Raw genomic sequence first — 22568 nt, forward strand, 5'->3', positions numbered from 1 at the left:
TTTGGTCTTTCAAAAAATCTACTGCGTGACTCTTATTAAATCAATCTCCGGCATTCGCGGCACCATCGGCGGGCCGGTTGGGCAGGGCCTGACGCCCCTCGACGTCGTGAAATATGCCGCTGCTTACGGCTCGTGGGTGAAAACCCAGGCCACGGCCAGCAAGCTCATCGTGATTGGGCGCGACGCCCGCCTCTCGGGCGACATGGTGAGCCGGCTGGTGGCCGCCACGCTGCAAGGCCTCGGCCTCGACGTGTGCGACCTGGGCCTGAGCACCACGCCCACCGTGGAAATGGCCGTACCCGCCAAAAACGCGGCCGGTGGCATCATTCTCACCGCCTCGCACAACCCCAAGCAGTGGAACGCGCTGAAGCTGCTCAACGCCAAGGGCGAATTCATTTCCGACACCGAAGGGCAGCAGGTGCTGGCTTCGGCCGAAAGCGAGGACTTTGATTTCGCACCGGTGACCAAACTGGGCGAATACACCACGGACGATAATTTCCTGACCACGCACATAGAAGCCATCCTGGCGCTGCCGCTGGTGGACGTGGAGGCCATTCGGGCCCGCAACTTCCGGGTAGTGGTAGATGCCGTGAACTCCTCGGGCGGCTTTGCGGTGCCGCAACTGCTGGAGGCATTGGGCGTAACGACCATCGAAAAGCTGCACTGCGAGCCCACCGGCGACTTTGCCCACAACCCCGAGCCGCTGCCCGAGCACCTGCGCGACATTGCCAAAGTGCTGGAGCGCGGCGGCTTCGACCTCGGCATTGTGGTGGACCCCGACGTGGACCGCTTGGCCCTGGTGAGCGAAAATGGCGAGATGTTCGGCGAGGAGTACACGCTGGTGGCCGTGGCCGAATACGTGCTGAAGGCCCTGGGCGGCGGCAACACCGTGAGCAACCTGAGCAGCACCCGCGCCCTGCGCGACGTGACGGAGAAGGCTGGGGGCAGCTACGCCGCTGCCGCCGTGGGCGAAGTGAACGTGGTGACCAAAATGAAGGAAACCAACGCCGTGATTGGCGGCGAAGGCAACGGCGGCATCATCTACCCGGAACTGCACTACGGCCGCGACGCCTTGGTGGGCATCGCGCTGTTCCTGACGCACCTGGCCAAGTCGGGCCTCACGGTGAGCCGGCTGCGCAACTCGTACCCGAGCTACTTCATCTCGAAAAACAAGATTGAGCTGACGCCGGAAATCGACACCGACAACGTGCTGGTGCAGATGCAGAAGCGCTACGCCAAGCAGCCGGTGAACACCATCGACGGCGTGAAGATTGAGTTCGACAAGGAATGGGTGCACCTGCGCAAGTCCAACACCGAGCCCATCATCCGCATCTACGCTGAGTCCGATTCCAATTCGACGGCCGACTATCTGGCCCAGAAAATCATCGGCGACATCAAGGAAATCATTGCCGTGAAGGCATAGGCGACAGGGCCCGGGACTAGGTTCCGGGCCCTGCTTGCTTCGAGGGCAGCGAACAGCGGGCGGTATGGTTTCGGTTAAAAGTCCGACGTTTGTATCTTCATAGCCTCATCCATTGGATGCACCCACGTCCACTGGATTGGTACCTTTTTCATCTTATGGCCCTCACCACCTCCACCGCTCCCGCCTACGCCTACTTCGATAACGCCGCCACCACGCCCCTCGACCCGGAAGTGCTGGACGCCATGCTGCCGTTTATGCAGCTCCACTACGGCAACCCCAGCAGCCTGCACGGCCCCGGCCGGCAGGTGCGCTCCGCCATCGAAAACGCCCGCAAGACGGTGGCCCACCTGCTGAATGCGGCCCCGGCCGAAATCATTTTCACCAGCGGCGGCACCGAGGCCGACAACTACGCTGCCTTCGGTAGTGTGCGCACGCTCGGCCTGAAGCACGCCATCACCTCCAAGCTAGAGCACCACGCGGTACTTCACCCCCTGCAGGCGTTGGCCAAAACGGGCGAGTTGGAATTGCACTACGTGAAGCACGACGCGCAGGGCAAGCTGGATTTGGGGCATTTGGAAGAAATGCTGGCCGCGCAGTCGCGCACTTTCGTGAGCTTGATGCACGCCAACAACGAGATTGGTAACCTCAATGACATTGAGGCCATTGGCGAAATCTGTGCTCGCTACGATGCCGTGTTCCATACGGATACCGTGCAGACCATGGGCCACTACCGCCACGACGTGCAGCAGCTGAAAAATCACTTTCTGGTGGGTTCGGCCCACAAGTTCCACGGGCCGAAGGGGGTAGGCTTTATCTACACCCGTAGCGGGCTGCAGGTGAGCCCGCTCATCCACGGCGGCTCGCAGGAGCGCAATGTGCGCTCGGGCACGGAGAATGTGTACGGCATTGTGGGCCTGGCCAAGGCTCTGGAAGTTGCGGTGCGCGACCTGGCTGCCCACCAGGCCCACGTGCAGGGGCTCAAAACCCGCTTCGTGGAAAAGCTGCGGGCCGAAATTGACGACGTGCAGTTCAACGGCCTCTCCGAGTATGCCGACCGCAGCCTCTACACGGTGCTGAGCGTGAGCTTACCGGCCTCGGCCATCAGCGAGATGCTGCTTTTCAACCTCGACATCAGCAAAGTGGCCGCGTCGGGCGGCTCGGCCTGTACCAGCGGGGCGCAGGCCGGCTCGCACGTGCTCGAAGCCCTGGGCTGTGACCCTGAGCGCGCCACGGTGCGCTTTTCGATGAGCAAGATGAACACCGCCGCCGAGGTGGATTACGCTGTGGCGGCGCTGGCCAAGCTCTATCGGCCAGTAGCCGTCTAGGGAAGGTCAATTTTGGGAGCTGAAAGTTGGATTAAAACCTGCTTTTTGCCCAGCACTCAGCCCTCAAAACTTAACACTTTCTTAAAACTGTCCGGTGGCCCCGCCACCACCTGAATGGCCGCCGCCGAATTCGAAGCCGCCGGTAGCGGGCGCATCGGGCGCGTGGGCGGTTTGGGCCTGAATCAGGTTTTCGAGGTTGAAGTGGCGCGGCTCGTCGTCGGGCATGGAGGTGAGGCCGCCGCGGGCGGGGCGTAAGAAGCGGAGGAGCGCGCCAGCCAGCACCGTGAGCAGGGTGCCCGCGGCCACGGCCGCTACTTCGGGTGGCAGTAGCGAGCGGTAGTGCCGCAGGGTGAACAGCGAAAACGCCAGCGCCAGCAGGCCCAGCAGCAGCAACGGCCGGTCGGCCCGGCGCAACCCCAGCACGATATAGAGCAGCGGAACACCAGCCGTGAGGGCATAGAATACCGGCGCAAAGGGAATTTGAGTGGAAGTAAATTCGTGATGCAGCTCCGCGCTGCCTTCGCGCACCACGAGGTAGTTGCCGGCTAGGTACAGCACCGCCAGGCTCAGCACCTTGAGTGTGAGCAAGCAGTTGGCGTAGTAGTCGGTCAAGTACAGGTTAGCCGCGTGCTGAGCCAGCTTACGATACAACAGCAGCAAGCCTCCGGCAGCACCCATCAAGAGGAAGGGCAAAAGCATTTGGCCCTTTGGGCTATTCAGGCCAAATAGTGCCACTAGCAGCAGCGCGGCGGCCACGGCCGCTGCCGTCACAACGGCATCGGCGTAGCGCAGGGTGGCGGCCACCAGCAAGGCCAGCACCAGCAAAACCACGAGGTAGGTAGCTCCCAAATCGAGGTGGTAGCCGCCGCGCTGGGGCCACAGGTATTCCGAAAAAGCGTAGTAGATGAGGCCGCTGGCACTGCTCAGCCCTGCATATAGCAGGGCATTGTCGACCCCCGCGTGGTAGCAGCGTTGCTCTTTGATTAGCAATTCCAGCAGCGCAAAACAAGCCACGCAAAAAACCAGCCCCGATGCAAACGGCGTGTGGCTACCGGTCATCAACAGTAAAAAGCTGCCTCCCAGCGCTACCCCGAGGCAAGAGAAAATGAACAGCCCCACGCGCAAGGGCCAAACAGGCCTGTAGTATTCCAACGGGTAAAGGGCTTCGATGGCTGCCAGCTGCTCGGAGTTTGCCAACTGCTGCCGCTGCCAGCGCGCCGCCCGTTTTCGTAGCGCCGAGTTGAACGCCCAGTCTGGATTGTAAGCCCGTATTTTCATGCTTGCGGGGAGGAAAAGGGCGGCTTGGGAGCATCGGCAGGCCCGTGCATGATTTTCCGGATGTTGATGAAGAAAAGCACTACCAGCACGGCCGACGTTGGGAGCAGGAAAAAGGCCGCCATAAAAACAGCATCCGAAGGCAGCAGCAGCAATAGCTCTACCAGCACGTAGCCTGTGGCGAAATAGGCGTAGCCGGCCGCCAACACCAAAAACCAGTACGACTGCGTACGCCGGGCGTACCAATACAGCCCCGCGCACAGCGCCAACATCACCACCACATAGCTTAGCCCCAGCGGCTCGTAGAGGCTGGTACCAACCAACGAAGTAGCCAGCGCAGCCAGGGCCAGGTTGCTGCCCAGCAAGAGGTAGGTAAAGGCAAAATGCGCCTTGCGGCCCTGGTGCTCAGAATAGAAGCCCGCCGCCATTAGTAAGACACCCAGCACAATGGCAGCTCCGCGAATGTGCTCGTTCCAGAATTCGTTTTCGGTGAGCACGGCCAAAGGCGCTACCGTGAGGCCCACCCACGACGCCAGCGCGGTTAGGCCCATGGCCAGCACGCCGCGGTGGTCGAACCAATAGGCCAGCGGCAGGAAAACCAGCGCCGGCACCGCCGTTGCTAATCCGTAGCGACTGCCAAACAGGCCGTACTGGTATTGCACATAGCCCTCCAGCACCACAAACAGCAGGCAGCCCAGTAGCAGCAGGTAGTCGGCCCCAACCGAGGTTTTGGGAATCATGCCCCAAGTGAAAGGCGCCCGATGCCGTGCCGCGTAGCCGAAGCACGCCGCCATGAGGGCGGCAATGACGGCGATGATGACGCCGTGGCTGATGGTGTCAATGTTCTGGTAAATCAGCACACCCAGGCCCCCGGCCAGCAGCGTGATGCCGAGGTACAGCAGGGCCCGCAACTCGTAGTGCAGCGAAAAGGGTTGGGTGCTTTCGGCGGCGGCAATGGAGGCGGCCTGCTCCGGGGGGAGCAGGTTGCGCCGCTGCAAGTCGGCTAGGTAGCGGGCAGAGGGCGGTGCGGACATAAGGCAAGCGCGCACCGGCTTGGGGCGGCGGGCACAGCCGCAAGTACGCCACCGGCCGGATAAATCGAGTAGGAGAGCGGCCGGCTTTATTCAATCGGTTGGCGCTGGTGCTGCAGCAGCTGCTTCAGCCCAAACACCAGCAGGCCCGCCACCAGAATAAAGCCGGCATCGGCTAGGGTGCGTTCCAGGCCTTCGCCAGCCAAGCCAAGCTGGCCGATGGCCAGGCCGCTGCCAATGAGGGCCGCGGCCGGCATGAGCGCCAAGGCAATGAGCGGACCAGCGATGATGCTGCGCCGGTAAGCCGCCAATATGAGGATGCCCGCCAGGGCCCCGGCGCCGGCCACGCTCAGCTCCTTCACGCCGGGGTGGCGCAGGCTTTCTACCTCGGCATTGCCCACAAGGTCGGCCACGGTGGCGGCGCCGGTGGCCAGCAGCGCGTGCATGGTCAGGAACGCGGCCAGCACAAACACGGCGTAGCCCACCGCAGTGGAGGCCACGCCCCGGCCCGCGAGGTTCCAGTTGCGCAGCACCAGGCCCAGCGGCATCTTGGCCAGCGGCTCAAAGCCCGGGGCGATGATGCTGGAAGAGATGAAGGCGATGGTTTGCGGCACGGGGTCGGACACGAGGCCGATGGCCGCCAGCAGCCCGCCCAAGGCCATGAGGGAAAGGTAATTGGCGTTGATGCGGGCGCTGTAGCAGAGGCCGGCAATCATTTCTTCCCAAATGGCTTCGTCTTGGTCGGCCTTTATCTGGGAGTGGTCGGCGGGGGAAATGATGCTGGCAATTTCGGCCGTGGCTATCGACAACTGGTCGTCGTTCGGCACGGCAGCGCGGGCCAGGCGGAGCACTTCGTCGGCGCCCCGGTTAAGGACTTGCAGCGTGAGCACATCGCCTGCCGGCTTGCGCGAGCCGCCCGGCTGCACGCTCAGGCCGATGACTTCGGGCAATTTTTCGAGCTGTTGGCAGAGGGGTTCGGTGGCCGCCGCAGGGATGGTGAGCGTGAAGGTGCGATGCATAAGAGAATAAACGGCGTGGCTTGGCGGCCCCGTGCTGCCGTGGCTGAAGACGAACGGATGCCTATCTTACGGGCAGTCGCCTACAAATGACCGAGCTTTAAAGCCTGGCCAACATGCACGACACGGTGGAATGAGCGGTAGAATGGCCGAAGTCAGGCGGGAATAGCTACTTTTCGGCTTCCTTCGTAAACACCCAGCGAAAACGAATTTCCGCATGGCTGACATCAATATTCAACGCAAAAAGGTCTCGCCGAGCCCATGGCTGCTGGTGCTGCTGGCCGCCGTGGTGCTGGGGCTGGCTGCTTACTTTTTCCTGCGCCCCGACCCCGCTGATGAGCCCGCCCCGCCGGCCGCCACCCCGGAGGCCACTGCCCCCGCCACCACGCCCGATACGTTGGCCGCCGCCGCCGCCGTGGACCAGGCCACCCGCCGCGCCGCCATCGATGCTATTCCGCAGGCCGACACCACCTCTGCGGCCGGCAATCAGGATACGGCCGAATCGTTGGCCGCCCAAGCCGCGACAAACCCGGCCGCGCCCGATTACGCCCTCAACGGCCTGCAAAAACTGACCACCGTGCTGGTGGCCTTCACCGACCGCGACGACCTGCGCGACGCCACCATCACGGAGCTGCGCGACAACCTGACCAGTGCCACCGACCGCGTGGGCGAACCCGGCGCCAGCCTGCGGCCCGGCTTTGTGGCCGCCGCCAATTTGGTGCGGGCCATGCAGCAAAAAGCGTATCCTAATCTGGAAAACGAAGTGAATGAACTGACGCGTCTGGCAGGCCAGTTGTCGGGCCGTAGCGCTACGGCCGCCGACCAACAGCAGAACAAGCAATTTTTGACCAAGGCGGCCGAAGTTGTGCGCGCGCTCAGTGAGCCTGCCCGCAATTCCTTAAACTAATTCGCTATGGAAACCTCCATCCTGCGCCGCTTGCGCGACCTAACCGATTTTGAAGTGGCCGACGGCAACCCCGACGTGCGCGGCTGGACCGTGCGTGGCGGCGACGGCCAGGCCCTCGGCACCGTATACGAATTGATTGTGGAGCCCGAGGCCATGAAGGTGCGCTACCTCGACATTGAGCTCGATGGCCGTTTCCACATCAATGAGCACGAAAACCACATCCTGCTGCCCATCGGTGTGGCCGCCCTCGATACCGATGACGACAACGTTTTCGTGCCCGCCCTCACGGCCGAGTCGGTGTTGAATTACCCGCCCTACGTCGAAATCCAAATCACCCGCGAGTACGAAGAAGCTATGCTGCGGGCGCTGGGCCAAGAGTCAGGCGCCAGCAACCCACGCTTCTACGAGCAGGAGTCGTTCGATGCCGACAGCTTCTACAGCCGCCGTCGGGCTTCGTAGAGAGTGGCAATGGTGCGAGTACCCCGAAGCTCCGCTTCGGCCCGTGAGAACGTCAGTCGTTCAACGCGAGCCGAAGCGGAGCTTCGGGGTACTCGTTCTTACTCAATTCTGCCGAATCATATCGGCCACGGCCTCTACCCAGTAGGGCTCCGAGTTCAGTGAGGGCACCAACTGCCAGTGCTTGCCGCCGGCCTCTTCGAACATCTCCTTGAATTCCTCGCCTACTTCGATGGTCGTTTCCAGGCAGTCGGCCACAAAGGCGGGGGAGAAGGCCAGCACGTTGTTGATGCCTTTGGCCGGGAATTCCTTGATGACTTCGTCGGTGTAGGGCTGCAGCCAGGGGTCGCGCAGGCGGCTTTGCAGGCGGCTCTGGAACGTAACGGTGTACTGGTCGTCGCGCAGGCCCAGCTCTTTGGCCAGCAGGCGCGAGGTGGCAAAGCACTGTGCCCGGTAGCAGTAGCGGTTGTTTTTGTTGTAGCTGGCGCAGCAGGTGCCCAGCTTGCAGTAGCCCTTGAAGCTGCCCTTGAGCACGTGCCGCTCCGGGATACCGTGGTAGCTGAAAACGACATGGTCGTAGTCATGCCGGGCCATTTCGGCCTTGCCCCGCGCCGCGAAGCTGCTGATGAAGCCCGGGTCGTCGGCAAAAGTGCTGATGAAGCTGATGTTCGGCACTATCCACCAGTCTTTCACGATGTCCATCACCTTTTCCTGCACCGAGCCGGTGCTGGCCGAGGCATACTGCGGAAACAGCGGCAGCACGATGATGCGGTCCACAGCGGCGTCGCGCAGCTCCTCCAGCGCCTTCTCGATGCTGGGTTTCTGGTAGCGCATCCCGAAGGCTACCACGTACTCCTTGCCCAGCACTTCCTTCAGCCTGGCCTGCAGGTCGAGGCCGTGGAAGAGTAGGGGCGAGCCCCGTTCATCATCCCAAAGCTGCTGGTAGATTTTGGCTGATTTTGGCGCCCGCAACGGCACCACGAGGCCCTGAAACAGCGGGTAGCGCACGGCGGCCGGCATGTCAATCACGCGGCCGTCGGTGAGGAATTCGTTGAGGTAGCGGCGCACGTCGGGCGTGCTGGGCGAGTCGGGCGTGCCGAGGTTGACAAGAAGTACGCCGATGCGGCGAGTGGGAGTGGCGGGGGAATTCATTAGAGCAAAGGTCCGAAGCAATGCGCAGATGGAAACATGCGGCGCATTAGGCAAACAGCTGTCGGCCGTCATGGGTTTGGCCCAGCTTTCTACTTCGCTCCGACCTCGCCTTGAGGGCCACCTAGCTTTTGCGCTCCGAAAGCCGTACCTTTGCGGCCCTGATTATCAAACCCATCCCTCGTGAACCCCGAAACCAAACCCCACCGCGCCGGCTTTGTGAGCATCATTGGCAAGCCCAACGTGGGCAAGTCGACGCTGATGAACGCGCTGGTGGGCGAGCGGCTCAGCATCGTCACGAGCAAGGCCCAGACCACGCGCCACCGCATCCTGGGCATCCTGAATGGCGATGACTTCCAGCTGATTTATTCCGACACGCCCGGCATCATTCAGCCCAAGTACGAGCTGCACAACGCCATGATGAGCTTCGTGTACTCGTCGCTGGAAGATGCCGACGTGGTGCTGTTCGTGACAGACATCTACGAAAAGCACGACGAAGAGCCCGTGGTGGAGCGCCTGCGCAAGATGGTGGATACGCCCATCATCCTGCTGGTCAACAAAATAGACCAGGCCGAGCAGGCCGACGTGGAAGCCAAGCTGGTCTACTGGAAAGAGCTGCTGCCCAACGCCGCCGAGGTGCTGCCCATCTCGGCGCTCAATGCCTTCGGCACCGAGCGCGTGCTGCAAATGGTGCTGGAACGTCTGCCGGTACATCCGCCGTATTATCCAAAAGACGAACTAACCGACAAGCCCGAGCGTTTTTTCGCCGCCGAGATGGTGCGCGAGAAAATCTTCAAGCTCTACAAAAAGGAGATTCCCTACAGCTGCGAGGTTGTTATTGAAGAGTTTAAAGAGGAAGACGCCATCATTCGCATTCGCGGCATCATCTACGTCGAGCGCAGCAGCCAAAAGGGCATCGTCATCGGGCAGGGCGGCGAGGCGCTGAAAAAAGTAGGCACTTGGGCGCGCGAGGAAATGGAGAAGTTTTTCCTAAAAAAGGTATTCCTAGAATTGCACGTGAAAGTGAACGAGAACTGGCGTACGGACGCAAAAGCACTTTCACGCTTCGGGTACCAATAATGTAGCGTGGACTCTGCGAGTCCGCGCTTTAAGGAACGAAACCAAACGGGCGCGGACTCGCAGAGTCCACGCTACAATCTTTCCGACCATTTACAACTAAATAACCCCGGGCACTGCCGAATCTAGGTCGGGTCGGCGGCTGGGGCCACACAACATGTCTAAGCAGAACACCATCGCCATCGTGGGGCGGCCCAACGTGGGCAAATCCACGCTATTTAACCGCCTCGTAGGCCAGCGCAAGGCCATTATGGACAACGAGAGCGGCGTTACCCGCGACCGCCACTACGGCTACGGCGACTGGATTGGTAAGAACTTCACCGTGATTGACACGGGCGGCTACGTGCACAATTCGGAAGATATTTTCGAGGGCGAAATCAACAAGCAAGTGAAGCTGGCCATTGAAGAGGCCGACGTGGTGCTCTTCATGGTGGATGCCGACGCCGGCGTGCACGGCCTCGACGAGGAGTTTGCCAACGTGCTGCGCCGCTACCAGGGCCAGAAGCCCATTTACATCGTGGCCAACAAGGCCGACACCAACCTGCGCGCCAACGGCGTGGGCGAGTTCTACTCGCTGGGCCTGGCCGTCGATGAAATCTTCGCCATCAGCAGCCAGAACGGCCACGGCACCGGCGAACTGCTCGACCAGGTGGTGAGCCACTTCGAAGAGCCCGGCGTGGAAGAGCCGGAGTCGGAAATTCCGCGCATTGCCGTGGTGGGCCGCCCCAACGTGGGCAAGTCCAGCCTCGTGAACCTGCTACTGGGCGAAGACCGTAGCATCGTGACCGACATTGCCGGCACCACCCGCGACTCCATCTCGGCCCGCTACAATGCCTTCGGCAACGAGTTTATTCTGGTGGATACGGCCGGTTTGCGCCGCAAGGCCAAGGTGAGCGAGGACATCGAGTTCTACGCCAACATGCGCAGCCTGCGCGCCTTGGAGGAATCCGACGTGTGCATCGTGATGCTGGACGCCACCCGCGGCATCGAGGCCCAGGATGTGAACATCATCACCTTGGCCGACAAGAACCGCAAGGGCATCGTCATCCTCGTGAACAAGTGGGACTTGGTGGAGGACAAGCAGACGAACACCGCCAAGGAGTTCGAGGCGAAAATCATGGAGAAGCTGGCGCCCATTGCGTATCCGCCCGTCATTTTCGTGTCGGTGCTGAATAAGCAGCGCGTGCACAAGGCCATCGAAACGGCCATTGAGGTGTACCAGAACAAGCGCCGTAAAATTCCGACCTCGCAGCTCAATGACGTGATGCTGAAGGAGATTGAGAAGTATGGCCCGCCGGCCATCAAGGGCAAGCTGGTGCGCATCAAGTACGTGACGCAGCTGCCCACGCACAACCCGGTGTTTGCCTTCTTCTGCAACCTGCCGCAGTACGTGACGGCCAGCTACACGCGCTACCTGGAAAACCGCATGCGCGAAAACTTCGATTTCAAGGGCGTGCCGATTGGGATTGTATTCCGGAAGAAGTAAGCAATGAAGTTGTTAGGGTTGAGTTTATAAAAACTTCACAAATTTTTTATTCGAGGCGGGTTACCTCTACCGTGTGCAGGTATAAAGCCTCGAATTTGAAATTTTGGCCTGTCCAGAACTTCAGAAGTTGCCTGAAATCTCACCCCCTAACTAAACCTCAAGATGAAAAAAGTATTGTTCCTCGCCCTGGCTGCTGCCTCGTTCTCGTTCACCGCTTGCGAAAGCAAGAAAGAAGAGGCTGTTGAGCAGCAAGCTGACAACGTAGAAGCTTCGGGCGAAGCCAAAGCTGACGCTATGGAAGACAAAGCTGACGCCGTACGTGACTCGGCCGACGCTAAGGCTGACAAAATGGAGGATGCTGCCGACAAGATGGCTCCTGCTACCGAAACCCCCGCTGAAGAAGTGAAGAAGTAATTCTTCGCCTTCGGGCACAAAAAAGCCTCTCCGCATGCGGAGGGGCTTTTTTATTAGCCTTCTATTTCGGTCTCGGGAGCGCCGAGGCGGCGGTTGAGCACGTTGTCGACCACCTCGAACAGACGGCGCGGCTCGTAGGTGCGCCAGGGCAGGTCGTCGAGCTGCCCGCCGAAGTTGACGTAGTTGTCCACGTTGTACTGGTGCATTTCGCGTCGCACGTGCTCCTGGAAGTTCACGCCCGCAATCCAGCCGTCTTCCACGTCCTCATACCATTCCTCGTAATAGCTGTCGTCGGAGCCGTGGAAGTTGAATACATTCTCGCCGATGAGGATAAACTTGCGGATGCCTTCATGCGTCAGAATATCGATGATATTCCGCTTGAGCTCCATGATGTCGTTTTCGATGGCGTCGTTCCACTCGCCAATGAATTCGAGCACGGCCACACCGTCTTCGTAATCAGCAAACAGAATTTTGAAGAACAGCGTGTCGGAGCCCAGGCTGTCCCACTGCGGGTGGATGTAGTACCCGTAAATGGTGTTCGTGTAGGACTCCAGACTGTTTTCAGCTTCGAAAAGGGGCGAGCGGGGGTCCTCCGAGGCGGAGTACTGCTCAATCCAGTTGTAATGGGGCTCGATGGTGTGCATAGGGAGTGGCACACGCTATGGCCTGTGCGTACCTAGAAACGACAAAAAGCCCGAATCGTTCGCCGAAATAAGCAAGCCCGTGAGGCACAAGCCGAACCAAATGCTACTGCTTCGTGGCTTCCAGAGCGGCCCGTACGCTGCCGTGTTGCTTCAGTAGTTGCACGGCCTCGGCTTCGGCAATTCCCAGTTCGTCCATCAGCATCTTTTCGCCGCGGTGCACCAGCTTTTCATTCGAAAGCTGCATGTCCACCATCTTGTTGCCCTTCACGCGGCCCAGGCGGATGAATGTGGCGGTGGTGAGCATGTTGAGCACCAGCTTCTGCGCCGTGCCAGCCTTGAGGCGGGTGCTGCCCGTCAGGAACTCCGGCCCCGTCACCACTTCCACCGGAAACTCGGCGGCGGCGGCTACGGCCGAGCCAGCGTTGCACACCACGCAGCCGGTGGCCAAGCCGGCGGCCCGCGCCTTGTTCAGCCCGCCGATGACGTAGGGCGTGCGGCCCGAAGCGGCAATGCCCACCAGCACGTCTTTGGAGTTGATATCGTGCTTTTGCAGGTCAATCCAAGCTTGTTCGGCGTCGTCCTCGGCGCCTTCCACGGCTTGGCGAATGGCGCCGTCGCCGCCGGCCATGATGCCCACCACCAGGCCCGCCGGCACGCCAAACGTGGGCGGACACTCCGAGGCATCCACCACGCCCAGCCGCCCGCTGGTGCCGGCCCCGATGTAAAACAAGCGCCCGCCGGCGGCCAATCGCGCCACAGTGGCGTCCACCAGTGCCTCAATCTGCGGCAGGGCTTTGGCCACAGTGTCTGGTACCGTGTGGTCGAGGCGGTTCATGCCGGCCAGCAACTCGGGGGTGGAGAGGGTTTCGAGGTGGTTGAATTCGGAGGGAGCTTCGGTGGTCATCATAGCGCGTGGAACGGGCTTGGGCTTGTTCGGGGAAATAGAGTTCAAACATAGAACAAGGGAGAGCCTGTTCTACACGAGTTGGCCCACAACAGGGAAATTGTCGAATACGTTGGCCGTATGCGGCGCGTCTTTGTCAAGCTCAGCCGTGAGGTCCTGGCCGGCCCAGTGCTCATAGTGCTTGCCACGCTGCCACAGCCGCGAGCGGCTCACGTCGTAAATCTGCCCTTGGTAAGCTACCCAAATTTCGTCGCGGTCCTGCCCATTGCGCAGGGCGAGCTGGCGGGCGGTGTAGGTGGGCAGATTAGTTGGGCTTTCTGGAACGGTCATGCTGAGCGCAGTCGAAGCAGCTCCATCGCTTCGTTGATTTGGCGTTGATTACTGTTGCGGTAGAGCTGCTTCGACTGCGCTCAGCATGACATTCTTTTTTTATGTTTTTAGCAGCTAATCAGCTATCAGCTCAGCAGCGCCTGCAGCCGAATCCAACGTTGCGGCAGGTCGCCTTGCGAGGCGTTCAAGTAGTCTTCGTAGGTGCAGGGCACCACACGCTTGGTGGCGTTGTCGCCGAGGCGTTCCACTTCCATCCACCACTTCTCGGCGCGGCGCGATTTGTAGAACACCAGCTTGTCGGGGTTGCCGGGCAGCACCACGGTGTAAGTAAGGAAGCGGAAGGTGCCAAAGCCCGTTTCGGGCCGGCGGTGGTAGAAGCCTTCCACGAAATACCAGAGCATGGTGGCCAGCGTGGCCGCTGCTAAACCGTTCACGTCCTGGTCGGTGCGGTAGCCGTAGAGGCCGAAGGAGCTCAGCTGCTCGTTGTGGCCGGCGTACCAGCACAGCTGCGTGGCTTCCTCGTTGCCGAGCCCGAAAGGGTAGGCGGGGTAGTAGCCGGGCGCGTCCTGCCAACGGATGGCGGCGATGTCAACGCTCATAAAATCGGCCTGACGTACCAGCGGCTCGGCCATGCGACGGTCGGCCCGCACCTCGCCCACACTCATGGTTTCGAAGTGCATTTTCTCCAGCGCCACCAGCACTTCGGGCGGCGTGAGGTACTGCTGGTGGGCCAAGTGGGCCAGGCTGAACACGAAGTTGGGCTCGTGCACCAGCATGCGGCGCAGGTGGCTGTCTTCTGGCGCGGTGCCGGGGCCGGGCTCGGCCATGTCGGGCCGCGAGTCGACCAGGGCGAAGCTGATGGCGCGGTTCTGGGTTTCGTAGGCCAGGAACTGGCCGTAGTCGAGGTCGTGGCTGCCGCCGAGCAGGATGGGCACCGTGTTTTCCTCAATCAGGGCGGCCACTATCTCGCGCAGGCGCTGGTAGGTGTCTTCCAGCGTGAGGCCAGGGCGCAGGTTGCCCAGGTCGACGAGGCGCACGGCGCCGCTGCCTTTCTGCAGGCTGTAGAAGCGTTGGCGCACCTCGTTGGCGCCGTGGCGGCTGGGGTGGCCGATGGTGCTGCCGCGCCACTCGTCCAGCCCGATGAGGGCCAGGTCGGCCGCGCGCCAGTCCGGAAACGTTTCGGTGAAGCGGGTGGCGTAGGCGGCCAGCGTGGTAGGGGCGGGCGCAGCAGCGGTCAGCGTTTCCGGCAGCGGGTCAAAAAACAGGGCCAGGTTCATTGGGGGCGGAAATGCAATTGGCCCAAAATTACACAGGAAAAGGCCGTTTGCGCGGTTTTTTGACCGTTTTTGCGGCCCGTTTGGTTTTTACCCGTATGTGCAAGGCTACAGACGGGCTCCCTGCCCGTAGCTTGGCCCGGAAAAAAGCTCTTTATTTAAGCTGAAATTCACCCGCAACGCCTTACCCAACCCCACCCAATGGACGTTCGTCGCGCCTTCGATATCCTTCCGCACCAAATTGCCACCGCGCCCAAGCCCGATGCGCTGGCTTCCAAAATAGACGGCCAGTGGGTGCCCATCAGCAGCCAGCAGCTGCTCGACCAGGCCAATCTGGTTTCGCTCGGCCTCGTGTCGCTCGGCCTCAAGCGCGGCGACAAAGTGGCCATCATCAGCATGAACCGCCCCGAGTGGATGATGGCCGACTTCGGCATCTCGCAAATCGGCGCCACCAGCGTGCCGATGTACCCCAGCATCACCGTCGAAGACTATAAGTACATCTTCACCGACGCCGGCGTGCGCGCCGTGTTCGTGGCCGATAATAAGCTGTTTGATAAGGTAAAGGAAGCCACGCAGGGCCTCGATATTCCCGCTGAAAACATCTTCAGCTTCGACAAGGTCGAAGGTGCCCGCCACTTCAGCGAGCTGCTGGAGCTCGGCAAAAAAGGCAACGCCGCCGACCTCGACCCGCTGAAAGCGGCCGTGGAGCCCGACGACCTGCTCACGCTCATCTACACCAGCGGCACCACCGGCAGCCCCAAGGGCGTGATGCTCACGCACGACAACATCCTGAGCAACTGCCGCGGCTCGCAGCGCTTCGTGCCCGTCACGAAAGACGATAAGGCGTTGAGCTTCCTGCCGCTCTGCCACATTTTCGAGCGCATGGTGACTTACCTGTACATGATAAACAGCGTGAGCATCTACTACGCCGAAAACATGGACGTCATAGCCGACAACCTGCGCGAGGTGAAGCCCCAGATTTTCACCACCGTGCCGCGCCTGCTGGAAAAGGTGTACGACAAGATTGTGGCGAAGGGCCACGAGCAGGAAGGCATCAAGAAAAGCCTGTTCTTCTGGGCGTTGGACCTGGGCTTGAAATTCGACACTCAGAAAGACCAAGGCTTTCTGTACAACACGCAGCTGGCGCTGGCCAACAAAATCATTTTCAATAAATGGCGCGAGGCGCTGGGCGGCAACCTGCGTTGCATCGTGAGCGGCGGCGGCGCCCTTCAGCCGCGCCTGGCCCGGGTGTTCTGGGCAGCCGGCATTCGGGTGATGGAAGGCTACGGCCTGACCGAAACCTCGCCGGTAATTGCCGTGGGCGGCTTCGAGCCGGAAAATAACATGATTGGCACGGTGGGCCCGCTCATTGACAACGTGCAGGTGAAAATTGCCGAAGACGGCGAGATTCTGACCAAGTCGGCCTCCGTAATGAAAGGCTACTACAACAAGCCTGACCTTACCGCCAAAGAAATCGATGAGCAAGGCTGGTTCCACACCGGCGACATCGGCGAGCTGGTGAACGGCCGGTTCCTGAAAATCACCGACCGCAAGAAGGAAATGTTCAAGACCTCGGGCGGCAAATACATTGCCCCTCAGGTCATCGAAGGCAAGCTGAAGGAAGACCCGCTCATCGAGCAGGCCATGGTGGTGGGCGCCGACCAAAAGTTTCCGTCCGCGCTGGTCATCCCGTCCTTCCCCGACCTCAAAGGCTGGTGCAAGCGCAACGGCGTGCCCGACGCGCCGAACGAGGAGCTGATTAAAAACGAGCGGGTGGTGAAGCTCTACAAAGAGCTGATTGAGAAGTATAACAAGGGCTTTGCGCAGTGGGAGCAGGTGAAGCGGCACGTGCTGCTACCCACCCTCTGGACGGTGGAAAGTGGCGAGATGACGCCCACCATGAAGGTGAAGCGCAAGGTCATTTCGGAGAATAACAAAGACGTAATTGCCGACATCTACGAGCGGGCCGAGAAGGAGCCGCACGAGCGCGCGGCGCACTAGGCAGCATCGTAGCGCGGGCTTTTGGAGTGCGAGTGCATAGTTCACTCGTGAACTAAAAGCCCGCGCTGCTTTTTTACGAACTGTTATGCAAGCCGAATATATTTTTCGTAAGTTTACCGCACTTACACCCCGCCCATGAAACCCGAAGAAACCGTCGATTATAACATCAAAGTAGCCTGGCACGCCATCTCGCGGATGTATAACACGCAGGCGGCGCAGAACGACATCACCACGAGCATCGGCTTCGTGCTGCTGAACATCGACCAGGAGAAGGGCACCCCGGCCACCAAAATTGCGCCGCTACTGGGCCTCGAAACCCGCAGCCTCACCCGCATCCTGCGCAGCATGGAAGAGAAGGGCCTCATCTACAAGCAGGCTGACTCGGTAGACAAACGCTCGGTGCGCATTTTTCTAACGCCGCTGGGCCTAGAGAAAAAGGAGGTTTCGCGCCAGACGGTGCGGCACTTTAATTTGAAAATTCGCGAGAAAATCCCGCAGAGTCAACTGGATGTTTTCTTCAAAGTAGCGGCCCAGATTACGGGCATGATTGAAGGCAAGACCTTGTTTGAAGAATTCGTGCTCAAGCCCTTGCGGACGGAGCCGGCGGCTTCTTAACTGTCTAATTTGGAACGTCATGCAGCGCGTAGCGAAGCATAATGCTCTTCATAACAACCACTTTACCAACCCACCTCACCACCCCAAAAAGAGAAAGAGGATGAATAGAACCATCAAGAAAGTGGCCGTGCTCGGCTCCGGCGTCATGGGCTCGCGCATTGCCTGCCACTTCGCCAACATCGGCGTGCAGGTGCTGCTGCTCGACATCGCGCCCAAGGAGCTAACGCCCGACGAAGAGAAAAAAGGCTTGAAGCTGGAGGCCCCGGCCGTACGCAACCGCATTGTGAATGCCGCGTTGCAGGCCACAATCGTTGCCAACCCCTCGCCGCTCTACCGCAAGGCCGACGCGGCCAAAATCAAGACTGGCAACTTCGATGATAACCTCAAGGACATTGCCGGCTGCGACTGGACGATTGAGGTAGTGATTGAGCGGCTCGATATCAAGAAAAGCCTGTACGAGCGGGTAGAGCAGTTCCGTAAGAAGGGCACGCTCATCACCAGCAACACCAGCGGCATCCCGATTCACCTGCTGGCCGAGGGCCGCTCCGAGGATTTCAAGCAGCACTTCGCAGGCACGCACTTCTTCAACCCGCCGCGCTATCTGAAGCTGCTGGAAATCATCCCGACGCCGGACACCAAGCCGGATGTGCTGGACTTCCTGCAGCACTACGGCGACCTGTACCTGGGCAAAACCGTGGTGCTGGCTAAGGACACGCCCGGCTTCATTGCCAACCGCGTGGGCGTGTGGGCGCTGCTCGACGCCATGCAGACCATGCAGAAGTTGGGTTTGACCGTGGAAGAAACCGACAAGCTGACCGGCCCGGTGATTGGCCACGCGAAGTCGGCCACGCTGCGCACTTCGGATGTGGTGGGTTTGGACACGACCATCAACGTGGCCAACGGTTTGGCCCAGGGCCTGCCGAATGACGAGGCCAAAGACGTATTCGTGCTGCCCGACTTCGTAAAGAAAATGGGCGAGAGCAAGTGGCTGGGCGACAAAACCGGCCAGGGATTCTACAAGAAGGTGAAGGGTGAGGGCGGCAAGTCGGAAATCCACGCGCTGGACCTGAATACCTTGGAATACAAGCCCAGCCAGAAGGTGAAGTTTGCCACACTGGAAATGACCAAGTCCATCGAGAAGCTGGCCGACCGGTTCAAGGTGCTGGTGGGCGGCAAGGACAAGGCCGGCGAGTTCTACCGCCTAAGTTTCGGCGGGCTGTTTGCCTACGTGAGCAACCGCGTGCCGGAAATCTCCGACCAGCTTTATAAGATTGACGACGCCCTGCGTGCCGGCTTCGGCTGGGAACTGGGCCCGTTCGAAACCTGGGACGCGCTGGGCGTGCAAGCTGGTGTGGACCTCGCCAAAGCGGCCGGCCGCACGGTGGCCCCGTGGGTGGAGGAAATACTGGCTGCCGGCAACTCGACCTTTTACAAGGTGGAGGATGGTGTGCGCAAATTCTACGACCAGGCCAGCAAGACCTATCAGGCCATTCCGGGCGTGGAGAATTTCATTCTTCTCGACAACCTGCGGGCCAGCGGCAAGGTGCTATGGAAAAACGCGGGCGCTTCGGTTATCGACCTCGGCGATGGCATCCTGAACGTGGAATTCCACTCCAAGATGAACTCGCTGGGCACCGACGTTATCCAAGGTTTGCTGAAGGGCGTGGAGATGGCCGAAGCCGGCTACCGTGGCCTCGTGGTGGGCAACGACGCGCCCAACTTCTCAGCCGGCGCCAACCTGGGCCTTGTGTACATGCAGGCGCTGGAGCAGGAGTTTGACGAGCTGAACCTGATGATTCAGCAGTTCCAGCAGGCCATGATGCGGATGCGCTACAGCAGCATCCCGGTGGTGGGCACCCCGCACGGCCTCACGCTGGGCGGCGGCTGCGAGCTGAACCTGCACTGCGACCGCGTGGTAGCAGCCGCCGAATCCTACATCGGCCTCGTGGAGTTCGGCGTAGGTCTGATTCCTGGCGGCGGCGGCACCAAGGAAATGACCCTGCGCACCGCAGCCAAGTACGAAGAAGGCGAGCCGGAATTCAACCTGCTGCGCAACACTTACATGACCATCAGCACGGCTAAAGTCTCGACCTCGGCCGCCGAAGCTATGGACCTGGGCTTCCTGCGCCGGGGCGATGAAGTCGTGGTGAACTCGAACCGCGTCATTGCCCAGGCCAAAGCCGCCGCGCTGGAGCTAGCCGACGCCGGCTACACCCAGCCCACCCAGAAAACCAACATCAAGGTGCACGGCAAAGGCGCGCTGGCCATGTTCAAAACGGGCGTGTACGCCATGCAGCAGGGCAACTACATCTCGACCCACGACCAACTCATTGCCGATAAGCTGGCCTACGTAATGTGCGGCGGCGACCTGTCATCGCCCACGGAAGTGAGCGAGCAGTACCTGCTGGATTTGGAGCGCGAGGCTTTCCTGTCGCTCTGCGGCGAGCGGAAGACGTTGGAGCGGATTCAGAGCATTTTGACCACCGGTAAGCCGTTGCGCAACTAAGTTGAGAGGTGAGACGGTGAGAAGTGAGATATGAGAATTTTTTCAAAAGCTTTATCCATATCTCACTGTCTCGCTTCTCATCGTCTTACCTCTCACCATCTCCAAAATGACGCACCGATTCAAAGAGTTGAAAATCTGGCAGGCTGCAATTGAAATTGCTGGATTGACTTATGAGTGGTGCGCGGGCTTTCCGGATGCCGAGAAGTTTGGCCTGATTTCGCAGATGCGTCGGGCTGCGGTTTCGATGCCTTCGAACATTGCCGAAGGTGCCGGGCGTGATAGCCAAAAAGATTTCGCACGCTTTCTAGCCATTGCCAAAGGCTCGTCCTATGAACTGGAAACACAGTTTATTCTGGCTGCCAAGTTCAATTACATCACCGCAGAACAACTGCGATTTGTGAGCGAGAAGATTGACCAATGGCAACGCATGATGTACACGTTTCGCAAAACATTAATCATTGAAGCATGAGCCAACGGTCTCATGTCTCACATCTCATAGTCTCATGTCTCAACAAGCATATATCGTAGCCGGCTACCGCACGGCCGTGGGCAAAGCCCCGCGTGGCGGCTTCCGCTTCACCCGGCCCGACGACCTCGCCGCGGCCGTCATTAAACACCTCGTGGCCGAAGTGCCCGCCCTCGACCCCACGCGCATCGACGACGTTATCGTCGGCAACGCCGTGCCGGAAGCGGAGCAGGGCCTGCAAATGGGCCGCCTGATTTCGCTGCTGGCCCTGCCCATCAATGTGCCCGGCCTCATCGTGAACCGCTACTGCGGCTCCGGCGTCGAAACCATTGCCATGGCCGTGGGCAAAATCTCGGCCGGCATGGCCGACTGCATCATCGCGGGCGGCACCGAGAGCATGAGCATGGTGCCCACCGTGGGCTGGAAAACCGTGCCCAACTACAAGCTGGCCATGCAGCACCCCGACTACTACATGGGCATGGGCCTCACCGCCGAAGCCGTGGCCAACGACTACAAAATCAGCCGCCAGGACCAGGACGAATTCTCCTACAACTCGCACCAGAAGGCCATCAAGGCCATCGAAGGCGGCAAGTTCAAGAAGCAAATCGTGCCCATTACAGTAGAGGAAACCTACCTCGACCCGGCCACCGGCAAGAAGAAAAACCGCTCCTACGTGGTGGATACTGACGAAGGCCCCCGTGCCGACACCTCGGTAGAGGCCCTCGCCCGGCTGCGCCCCGTGTTCGCCGCCAACGGCACCGTGACCGCCGGCAACTCCTCCCAAACATCCGACGGTGCCGCCTTCGTGCTCGTGATGTCGGAGCGCATGGTGAAAGAGCTGAACCTCGAGCCCATCGCCCGCCTAGTGAACTACGCCTCCGAAGGCGTGGACCCGCGCATCATGGGCATGGGCCCCATCAAGGCCGTGCCGAAAGTGCTCAAGCAAGCCGGCCTCAAGCTCGACGACATCGACCTGATTGAGCTCAACGAAGCCTTCGCCTCGCAGTCCATCGCCGTGGTGCGCGAGCTCGGTATCGACCCCGAGAAGCTGAACGTGAACGGCGGCGCCATCGCCCTCGGCCACCCGCTGGGCTGCTCCGGCGCCAAGCTCAGCATCCAGCTCTTCGACGAGCTGCGCGAGCGCGGCAAGAAGTACGGGATGGTTACGGCCTGCGTGGGCGGCGGCCAGGGCGTCGCCGGCATCTACGAACTGCTGAAGTAGCTTTCTGTCAGTAAGAAATAGAACGTTAGGCTGAGCGAAGGCGAAGCATCTCTACCGCTTCGCCTGACGGGGAAACCTCACCCCCGGCCCCTCTCCGCAGGAGAGGGGAGCCTAACGAAGTACGCGAGATGCTTCGATTCTGCTCAGCATGACGATCTTGCAACCTGCTGAGAACTATTTTCAAATAGCAGCAGTATATTTGTCAGCATAAAAAATGAGGTGGCCCGGCACCCGGCCGAACCACCCCAATAACTACCGCATCAGCCAGCTAGCGAGCTGGGCCAGCAAGTAAGCCGCCAGAGCTGCTCCAACAGCTTTCCCGGTGCCACTTGCAAAGCCAACCGCCAGGGCTTGCAGCAATTTTTTCGCGTTCCTCTCCATTTTTCGTCTGAAGTAGAGGGTTGCCATTAACCCCGCACTTCTGAAAGCCCGGCCGCTCCAACGGCTGGGCTTTCGTCTTTCTAACGAAAGCCGGTTGTAGGTCGCGGGGTATAACCCCAACGCGAACGTGGCGAAGATACGCTTGCTTCAACCGCTTATGCATTTGCATATGATTTGCTAACTGCCTTCAATATCTAACTTATATGGCATCTATCTTGGCTAAGCGGTGGTTCATTTTCGTGATGAGCTTACAATTTCTTGGGCAGCCATTAGCGGATAGGCTCATGTTACCCTCGGGTTATTTTGACGGAGCACTTATATGCCACATTCTTCTGCAATGGAATCTTATTCTGATTTTCATCTGCTTACTTGGTAGATATTATGCAGCAAACGCCGAAAATCTTGATTTAAAAAGAACATACACCGTTTTAGGGGCATTGAGCTCATTGGGAGCTTTATTCTACCTATATGGCTATTCGTTTTATACCAGCAATATTCCTTCAAATTAGTATTTAGACTTTATTGATATTAAATGACCACGCTGGGGTTTTCTTTAGAAAAACTAGTAGGCGTGCCTAACATTTTTTCTTATCTTGCAACACTAAAATCGCCGGCCCGTTGTTTCTTAAAATAGTAGGCTAGCCTAACACTTTTTAACTTCACACC

Annotated in this window: 22 protein-coding genes; 13 read left to right on the forward strand and 9 right to left on the reverse strand. The window is 59.8% G+C overall.

Annotated elements, in window-relative coordinates; translation table 11 throughout:
- Positions 1-25: 25 nt before the first annotated feature.
- A complete protein-coding gene (glmM, locus tag MTP16_RS08910) occupies positions 26-1423 on the forward strand; it encodes a phosphoglucosamine mutase (RefSeq protein ID WP_243518438.1) in 1398 nt (465 codons plus the stop codon).
- A gap of 155 nt (positions 1424-1578) precedes the next feature.
- A complete protein-coding gene (locus tag MTP16_RS08915; protein ID WP_243518441.1) occupies positions 1579-2748 on the forward strand; it encodes a cysteine desulfurase family protein in 1170 nt (389 codons plus the stop codon).
- A gap of 81 nt (positions 2749-2829) precedes the next feature.
- Here the strand turns inward: MTP16_RS08915 and MTP16_RS08920 are convergent, their stop codons facing one another.
- The 3 genes from MTP16_RS08920 to MTP16_RS08930 all read right to left on the reverse strand — a co-directional run bounded on the left by MTP16_RS08920 (position 2830) and on the right by MTP16_RS08930 (position 6073).
- Positions 2830-4026 carry a hypothetical protein gene (locus tag MTP16_RS08920; RefSeq protein ID WP_243518444.1) on the reverse strand — a complete coding sequence of 399 codons (1197 nt, stop codon included), beginning with the start codon at positions 4024-4026 and terminating at the stop codon, positions 2830-2832.
- A complete protein-coding gene (locus MTP16_RS08925) occupies positions 4023-5057 on the reverse strand; it encodes a DUF2157 domain-containing protein (RefSeq protein WP_243518447.1) in 1035 nt (344 codons plus the stop codon). Before MTP16_RS08925 ends, MTP16_RS08920 begins: the two co-directional genes overlap by 4 nt.
- Before the next feature lie 86 nt (positions 5058-5143).
- Positions 5144-6073 (reverse strand): DUF389 domain-containing protein, encoded by a 930-nt coding sequence (locus tag MTP16_RS08930; protein WP_243518449.1) that lies wholly within the window; start codon positions 6071-6073, stop codon positions 5144-5146.
- A 214-nt stretch (positions 6074-6287) separates the two neighbouring features.
- On the opposite strand from MTP16_RS08930, the gene MTP16_RS08935 reads away from it, so the two are divergent.
- Both MTP16_RS08935 and MTP16_RS08940 read left to right on the forward strand, forming a co-directional pair.
- Positions 6288-6977, forward strand: coding sequence for a hypothetical protein (locus tag MTP16_RS08935; RefSeq protein ID WP_243518452.1), 690 nt, complete (start codon positions 6288-6290; stop codon positions 6975-6977).
- Positions 6978-6983: 6 nt separating this feature from the next.
- On the forward strand, positions 6984-7436 hold the full coding sequence (locus MTP16_RS08940; protein ID WP_243518469.1) for a PRC-barrel domain-containing protein: 453 nt from the start codon (positions 6984-6986) through the stop codon (positions 7434-7436).
- A 102-nt stretch (positions 7437-7538) separates the two neighbouring features.
- On the opposite strand, the gene hemH is transcribed toward MTP16_RS08940, so the two are convergent.
- Complete coding sequence (hemH, locus tag MTP16_RS08945) at positions 7539-8585, reverse strand: ferrochelatase (RefSeq protein ID WP_243518482.1); 1047 nt, start codon at positions 8583-8585, stop codon at positions 7539-7541.
- A gap of 180 nt (positions 8586-8765) precedes the next feature.
- Here hemH and era point away from each other — a divergent pair, with 180 nt between their 5' ends.
- The 3 genes from era (at position 8766) to MTP16_RS08960 (ending at position 11559) form a co-directional block, all read left to right on the forward strand.
- Positions 8766-9662 carry a GTPase Era gene (gene era, locus MTP16_RS08950; protein WP_243518492.1) on the forward strand — a complete coding sequence of 299 codons (897 nt, stop codon included), beginning with the start codon at positions 8766-8768 and terminating at the stop codon, positions 9660-9662.
- A 154-nt stretch (positions 9663-9816) separates the two neighbouring features.
- Entirely contained in the window at positions 9817-11145 is a 1329-nt protein-coding gene (der, locus tag MTP16_RS08955) for a ribosome biogenesis GTPase Der (RefSeq protein ID WP_243518495.1), read from the forward strand.
- 162 nt (positions 11146-11307) lie between these two features.
- Positions 11308-11559, forward strand: a complete 252-nt coding sequence (locus tag MTP16_RS08960) for a hypothetical protein (RefSeq protein WP_243518497.1) — start codon at positions 11308-11310, stop codon at positions 11557-11559.
- Positions 11560-11612: 53 nt separating this feature from the next.
- On the opposite strand, the gene MTP16_RS08965 is transcribed toward MTP16_RS08960, so the two are convergent.
- The 4 genes from MTP16_RS08965 to MTP16_RS08980 all read right to left on the reverse strand — a co-directional run bounded on the left by MTP16_RS08965 (position 11613) and on the right by MTP16_RS08980 (position 14714).
- Positions 11613-12203, reverse strand: coding sequence for a hypothetical protein (locus MTP16_RS08965; RefSeq protein ID WP_243518500.1), 591 nt, complete (start codon positions 12201-12203; stop codon positions 11613-11615).
- A 103-nt stretch (positions 12204-12306) separates the two neighbouring features.
- On the reverse strand, positions 12307-13107 hold the full coding sequence (murQ, locus tag MTP16_RS08970; RefSeq protein WP_243520019.1) for an N-acetylmuramic acid 6-phosphate etherase: 801 nt from the start codon (positions 13105-13107) through the stop codon (positions 12307-12309).
- A gap of 72 nt (positions 13108-13179) precedes the next feature.
- Entirely contained in the window at positions 13180-13437 is a 258-nt protein-coding gene (locus MTP16_RS08975; protein WP_243518503.1) for a cytochrome b5 domain-containing protein, read from the reverse strand.
- Positions 13438-13562: 125 nt separating this feature from the next.
- Positions 13563-14714: a formimidoylglutamase gene (locus MTP16_RS08980; RefSeq protein WP_243518506.1), complete on the reverse strand. Its 1152-nt coding sequence runs from the start codon at positions 14712-14714 to the stop codon at positions 13563-13565.
- A gap of 198 nt (positions 14715-14912) precedes the next feature.
- Here MTP16_RS08980 and MTP16_RS08985 point away from each other — a divergent pair, with 198 nt between their 5' ends.
- The 5 genes from MTP16_RS08985 to MTP16_RS09005 all read left to right on the forward strand — a co-directional run bounded on the left by MTP16_RS08985 (position 14913) and on the right by MTP16_RS09005 (position 21521).
- Positions 14913-16712: an AMP-dependent synthetase/ligase gene (locus MTP16_RS08985; protein ID WP_243518508.1), complete on the forward strand. Its 1800-nt coding sequence runs from the start codon at positions 14913-14915 to the stop codon at positions 16710-16712.
- A gap of 135 nt (positions 16713-16847) precedes the next feature.
- On the forward strand, positions 16848-17327 hold the full coding sequence (locus MTP16_RS08990; RefSeq protein WP_243518511.1) for a MarR family winged helix-turn-helix transcriptional regulator: 480 nt from the start codon (positions 16848-16850) through the stop codon (positions 17325-17327).
- A gap of 100 nt (positions 17328-17427) precedes the next feature.
- Entirely contained in the window at positions 17428-19833 is a 2406-nt protein-coding gene (locus MTP16_RS08995) for a 3-hydroxyacyl-CoA dehydrogenase/enoyl-CoA hydratase family protein (protein WP_243518514.1), read from the forward strand.
- 106 nt (positions 19834-19939) lie between these two features.
- A complete protein-coding gene (locus MTP16_RS09000; protein ID WP_243518517.1) occupies positions 19940-20302 on the forward strand; it encodes a four helix bundle protein in 363 nt (120 codons plus the stop codon).
- Positions 20303-20336: 34 nt separating this feature from the next.
- The gene (locus MTP16_RS09005; RefSeq protein WP_243518519.1) at positions 20337-21521 is read left to right on the forward strand and encodes an acetyl-CoA C-acyltransferase; all 1185 of its coding nucleotides are present in this window, start codon (positions 20337-20339) and stop codon (positions 21519-21521) included.
- 252 nt (positions 21522-21773) lie between these two features.
- Here MTP16_RS09005 and MTP16_RS09010 read toward each other — a convergent pair whose 3' ends face one another.
- Positions 21774-21929: a hypothetical protein gene (locus MTP16_RS09010; RefSeq protein WP_243518522.1), complete on the reverse strand. Its 156-nt coding sequence runs from the start codon at positions 21927-21929 to the stop codon at positions 21774-21776.
- A gap of 176 nt (positions 21930-22105) precedes the next feature.
- Between MTP16_RS09010 and MTP16_RS09015 the strand changes: the two genes are divergently transcribed.
- Positions 22106-22411, forward strand: coding sequence for a hypothetical protein (locus tag MTP16_RS09015; protein ID WP_243518523.1), 306 nt, complete (start codon positions 22106-22108; stop codon positions 22409-22411).
- The last annotated feature ends 157 nt before the right edge of the window (positions 22412-22568 follow it).

Source organism: Hymenobacter monticola (genome assembly GCF_022811645.1).
Taxonomy (GTDB): domain Bacteria; phylum Bacteroidota; class Bacteroidia; order Cytophagales; family Hymenobacteraceae; genus Hymenobacter; species Hymenobacter monticola.

What these genes read in the sequence shown, in the direction of transcription:
- MTP16_RS08915 (WP_243518441.1), top strand. Translation starts at nt 1,579, where the DNA reads ATGGCCCTCACCACCTCCACCGCTCCCGCCTACGCCTACTTCGATAAC.
- MTP16_RS08920 (WP_243518444.1), bottom strand. Translation starts at nt 4,026, where the DNA reads ATGAAAATACGGGCTTACAATCCAGACTGGGCGTTCAACTCGGCGCTA.
- MTP16_RS08925 (WP_243518447.1), bottom strand. Translation starts at nt 5,057, where the DNA reads ATGTCCGCACCGCCCTCTGCCCGCTACCTAGCCGACTTGCAGCGGCGC.
- MTP16_RS08930 (WP_243518449.1), bottom strand. Translation starts at nt 6,073, where the DNA reads ATGCATCGCACCTTCACGCTCACCATCCCTGCGGCGGCCACCGAACCC.
- MTP16_RS08935 (WP_243518452.1), top strand. Translation starts at nt 6,288, where the DNA reads ATGGCTGACATCAATATTCAACGCAAAAAGGTCTCGCCGAGCCCATGG.
- MTP16_RS08940 (WP_243518469.1), top strand. Translation starts at nt 6,984, where the DNA reads ATGGAAACCTCCATCCTGCGCCGCTTGCGCGACCTAACCGATTTTGAA.
- hemH (WP_243518482.1), bottom strand. Translation starts at nt 8,585, where the DNA reads ATGAATTCCCCCGCCACTCCCACTCGCCGCATCGGCGTACTTCTTGTC.
- der (WP_243518495.1), top strand. Translation starts at nt 9,817, where the DNA reads ATGTCTAAGCAGAACACCATCGCCATCGTGGGGCGGCCCAACGTGGGC.
- MTP16_RS08960 (WP_243518497.1), top strand. Translation starts at nt 11,308, where the DNA reads ATGAAAAAAGTATTGTTCCTCGCCCTGGCTGCTGCCTCGTTCTCGTTC.
- MTP16_RS08965 (WP_243518500.1), bottom strand. Translation starts at nt 12,203, where the DNA reads ATGCACACCATCGAGCCCCATTACAACTGGATTGAGCAGTACTCCGCC.
- murQ (WP_243520019.1), bottom strand. Translation starts at nt 13,107, where the DNA reads ATGACCACCGAAGCTCCCTCCGAATTCAACCACCTCGAAACCCTCTCC.
- MTP16_RS08975 (WP_243518503.1), bottom strand. Translation starts at nt 13,437, where the DNA reads ATGACCGTTCCAGAAAGCCCAACTAATCTGCCCACCTACACCGCCCGC.
- MTP16_RS08980 (WP_243518506.1), bottom strand. Translation starts at nt 14,714, where the DNA reads ATGAACCTGGCCCTGTTTTTTGACCCGCTGCCGGAAACGCTGACCGCT.
- MTP16_RS08985 (WP_243518508.1), top strand. Translation starts at nt 14,913, where the DNA reads ATGGACGTTCGTCGCGCCTTCGATATCCTTCCGCACCAAATTGCCACC.
- MTP16_RS08990 (WP_243518511.1), top strand. Translation starts at nt 16,848, where the DNA reads ATGAAACCCGAAGAAACCGTCGATTATAACATCAAAGTAGCCTGGCAC.
- MTP16_RS08995 (WP_243518514.1), top strand. Translation starts at nt 17,428, where the DNA reads ATGAATAGAACCATCAAGAAAGTGGCCGTGCTCGGCTCCGGCGTCATG.
- MTP16_RS09000 (WP_243518517.1), top strand. Translation starts at nt 19,940, where the DNA reads ATGACGCACCGATTCAAAGAGTTGAAAATCTGGCAGGCTGCAATTGAA.
- MTP16_RS09005 (WP_243518519.1), top strand. Translation starts at nt 20,337, where the DNA reads ATGTCTCAACAAGCATATATCGTAGCCGGCTACCGCACGGCCGTGGGC.
- MTP16_RS09010 (WP_243518522.1), bottom strand. Translation starts at nt 21,929, where the DNA reads ATGGCAACCCTCTACTTCAGACGAAAAATGGAGAGGAACGCGAAAAAA.
- MTP16_RS09015 (WP_243518523.1), top strand. Translation starts at nt 22,106, where the DNA reads ATGGCATCTATCTTGGCTAAGCGGTGGTTCATTTTCGTGATGAGCTTA.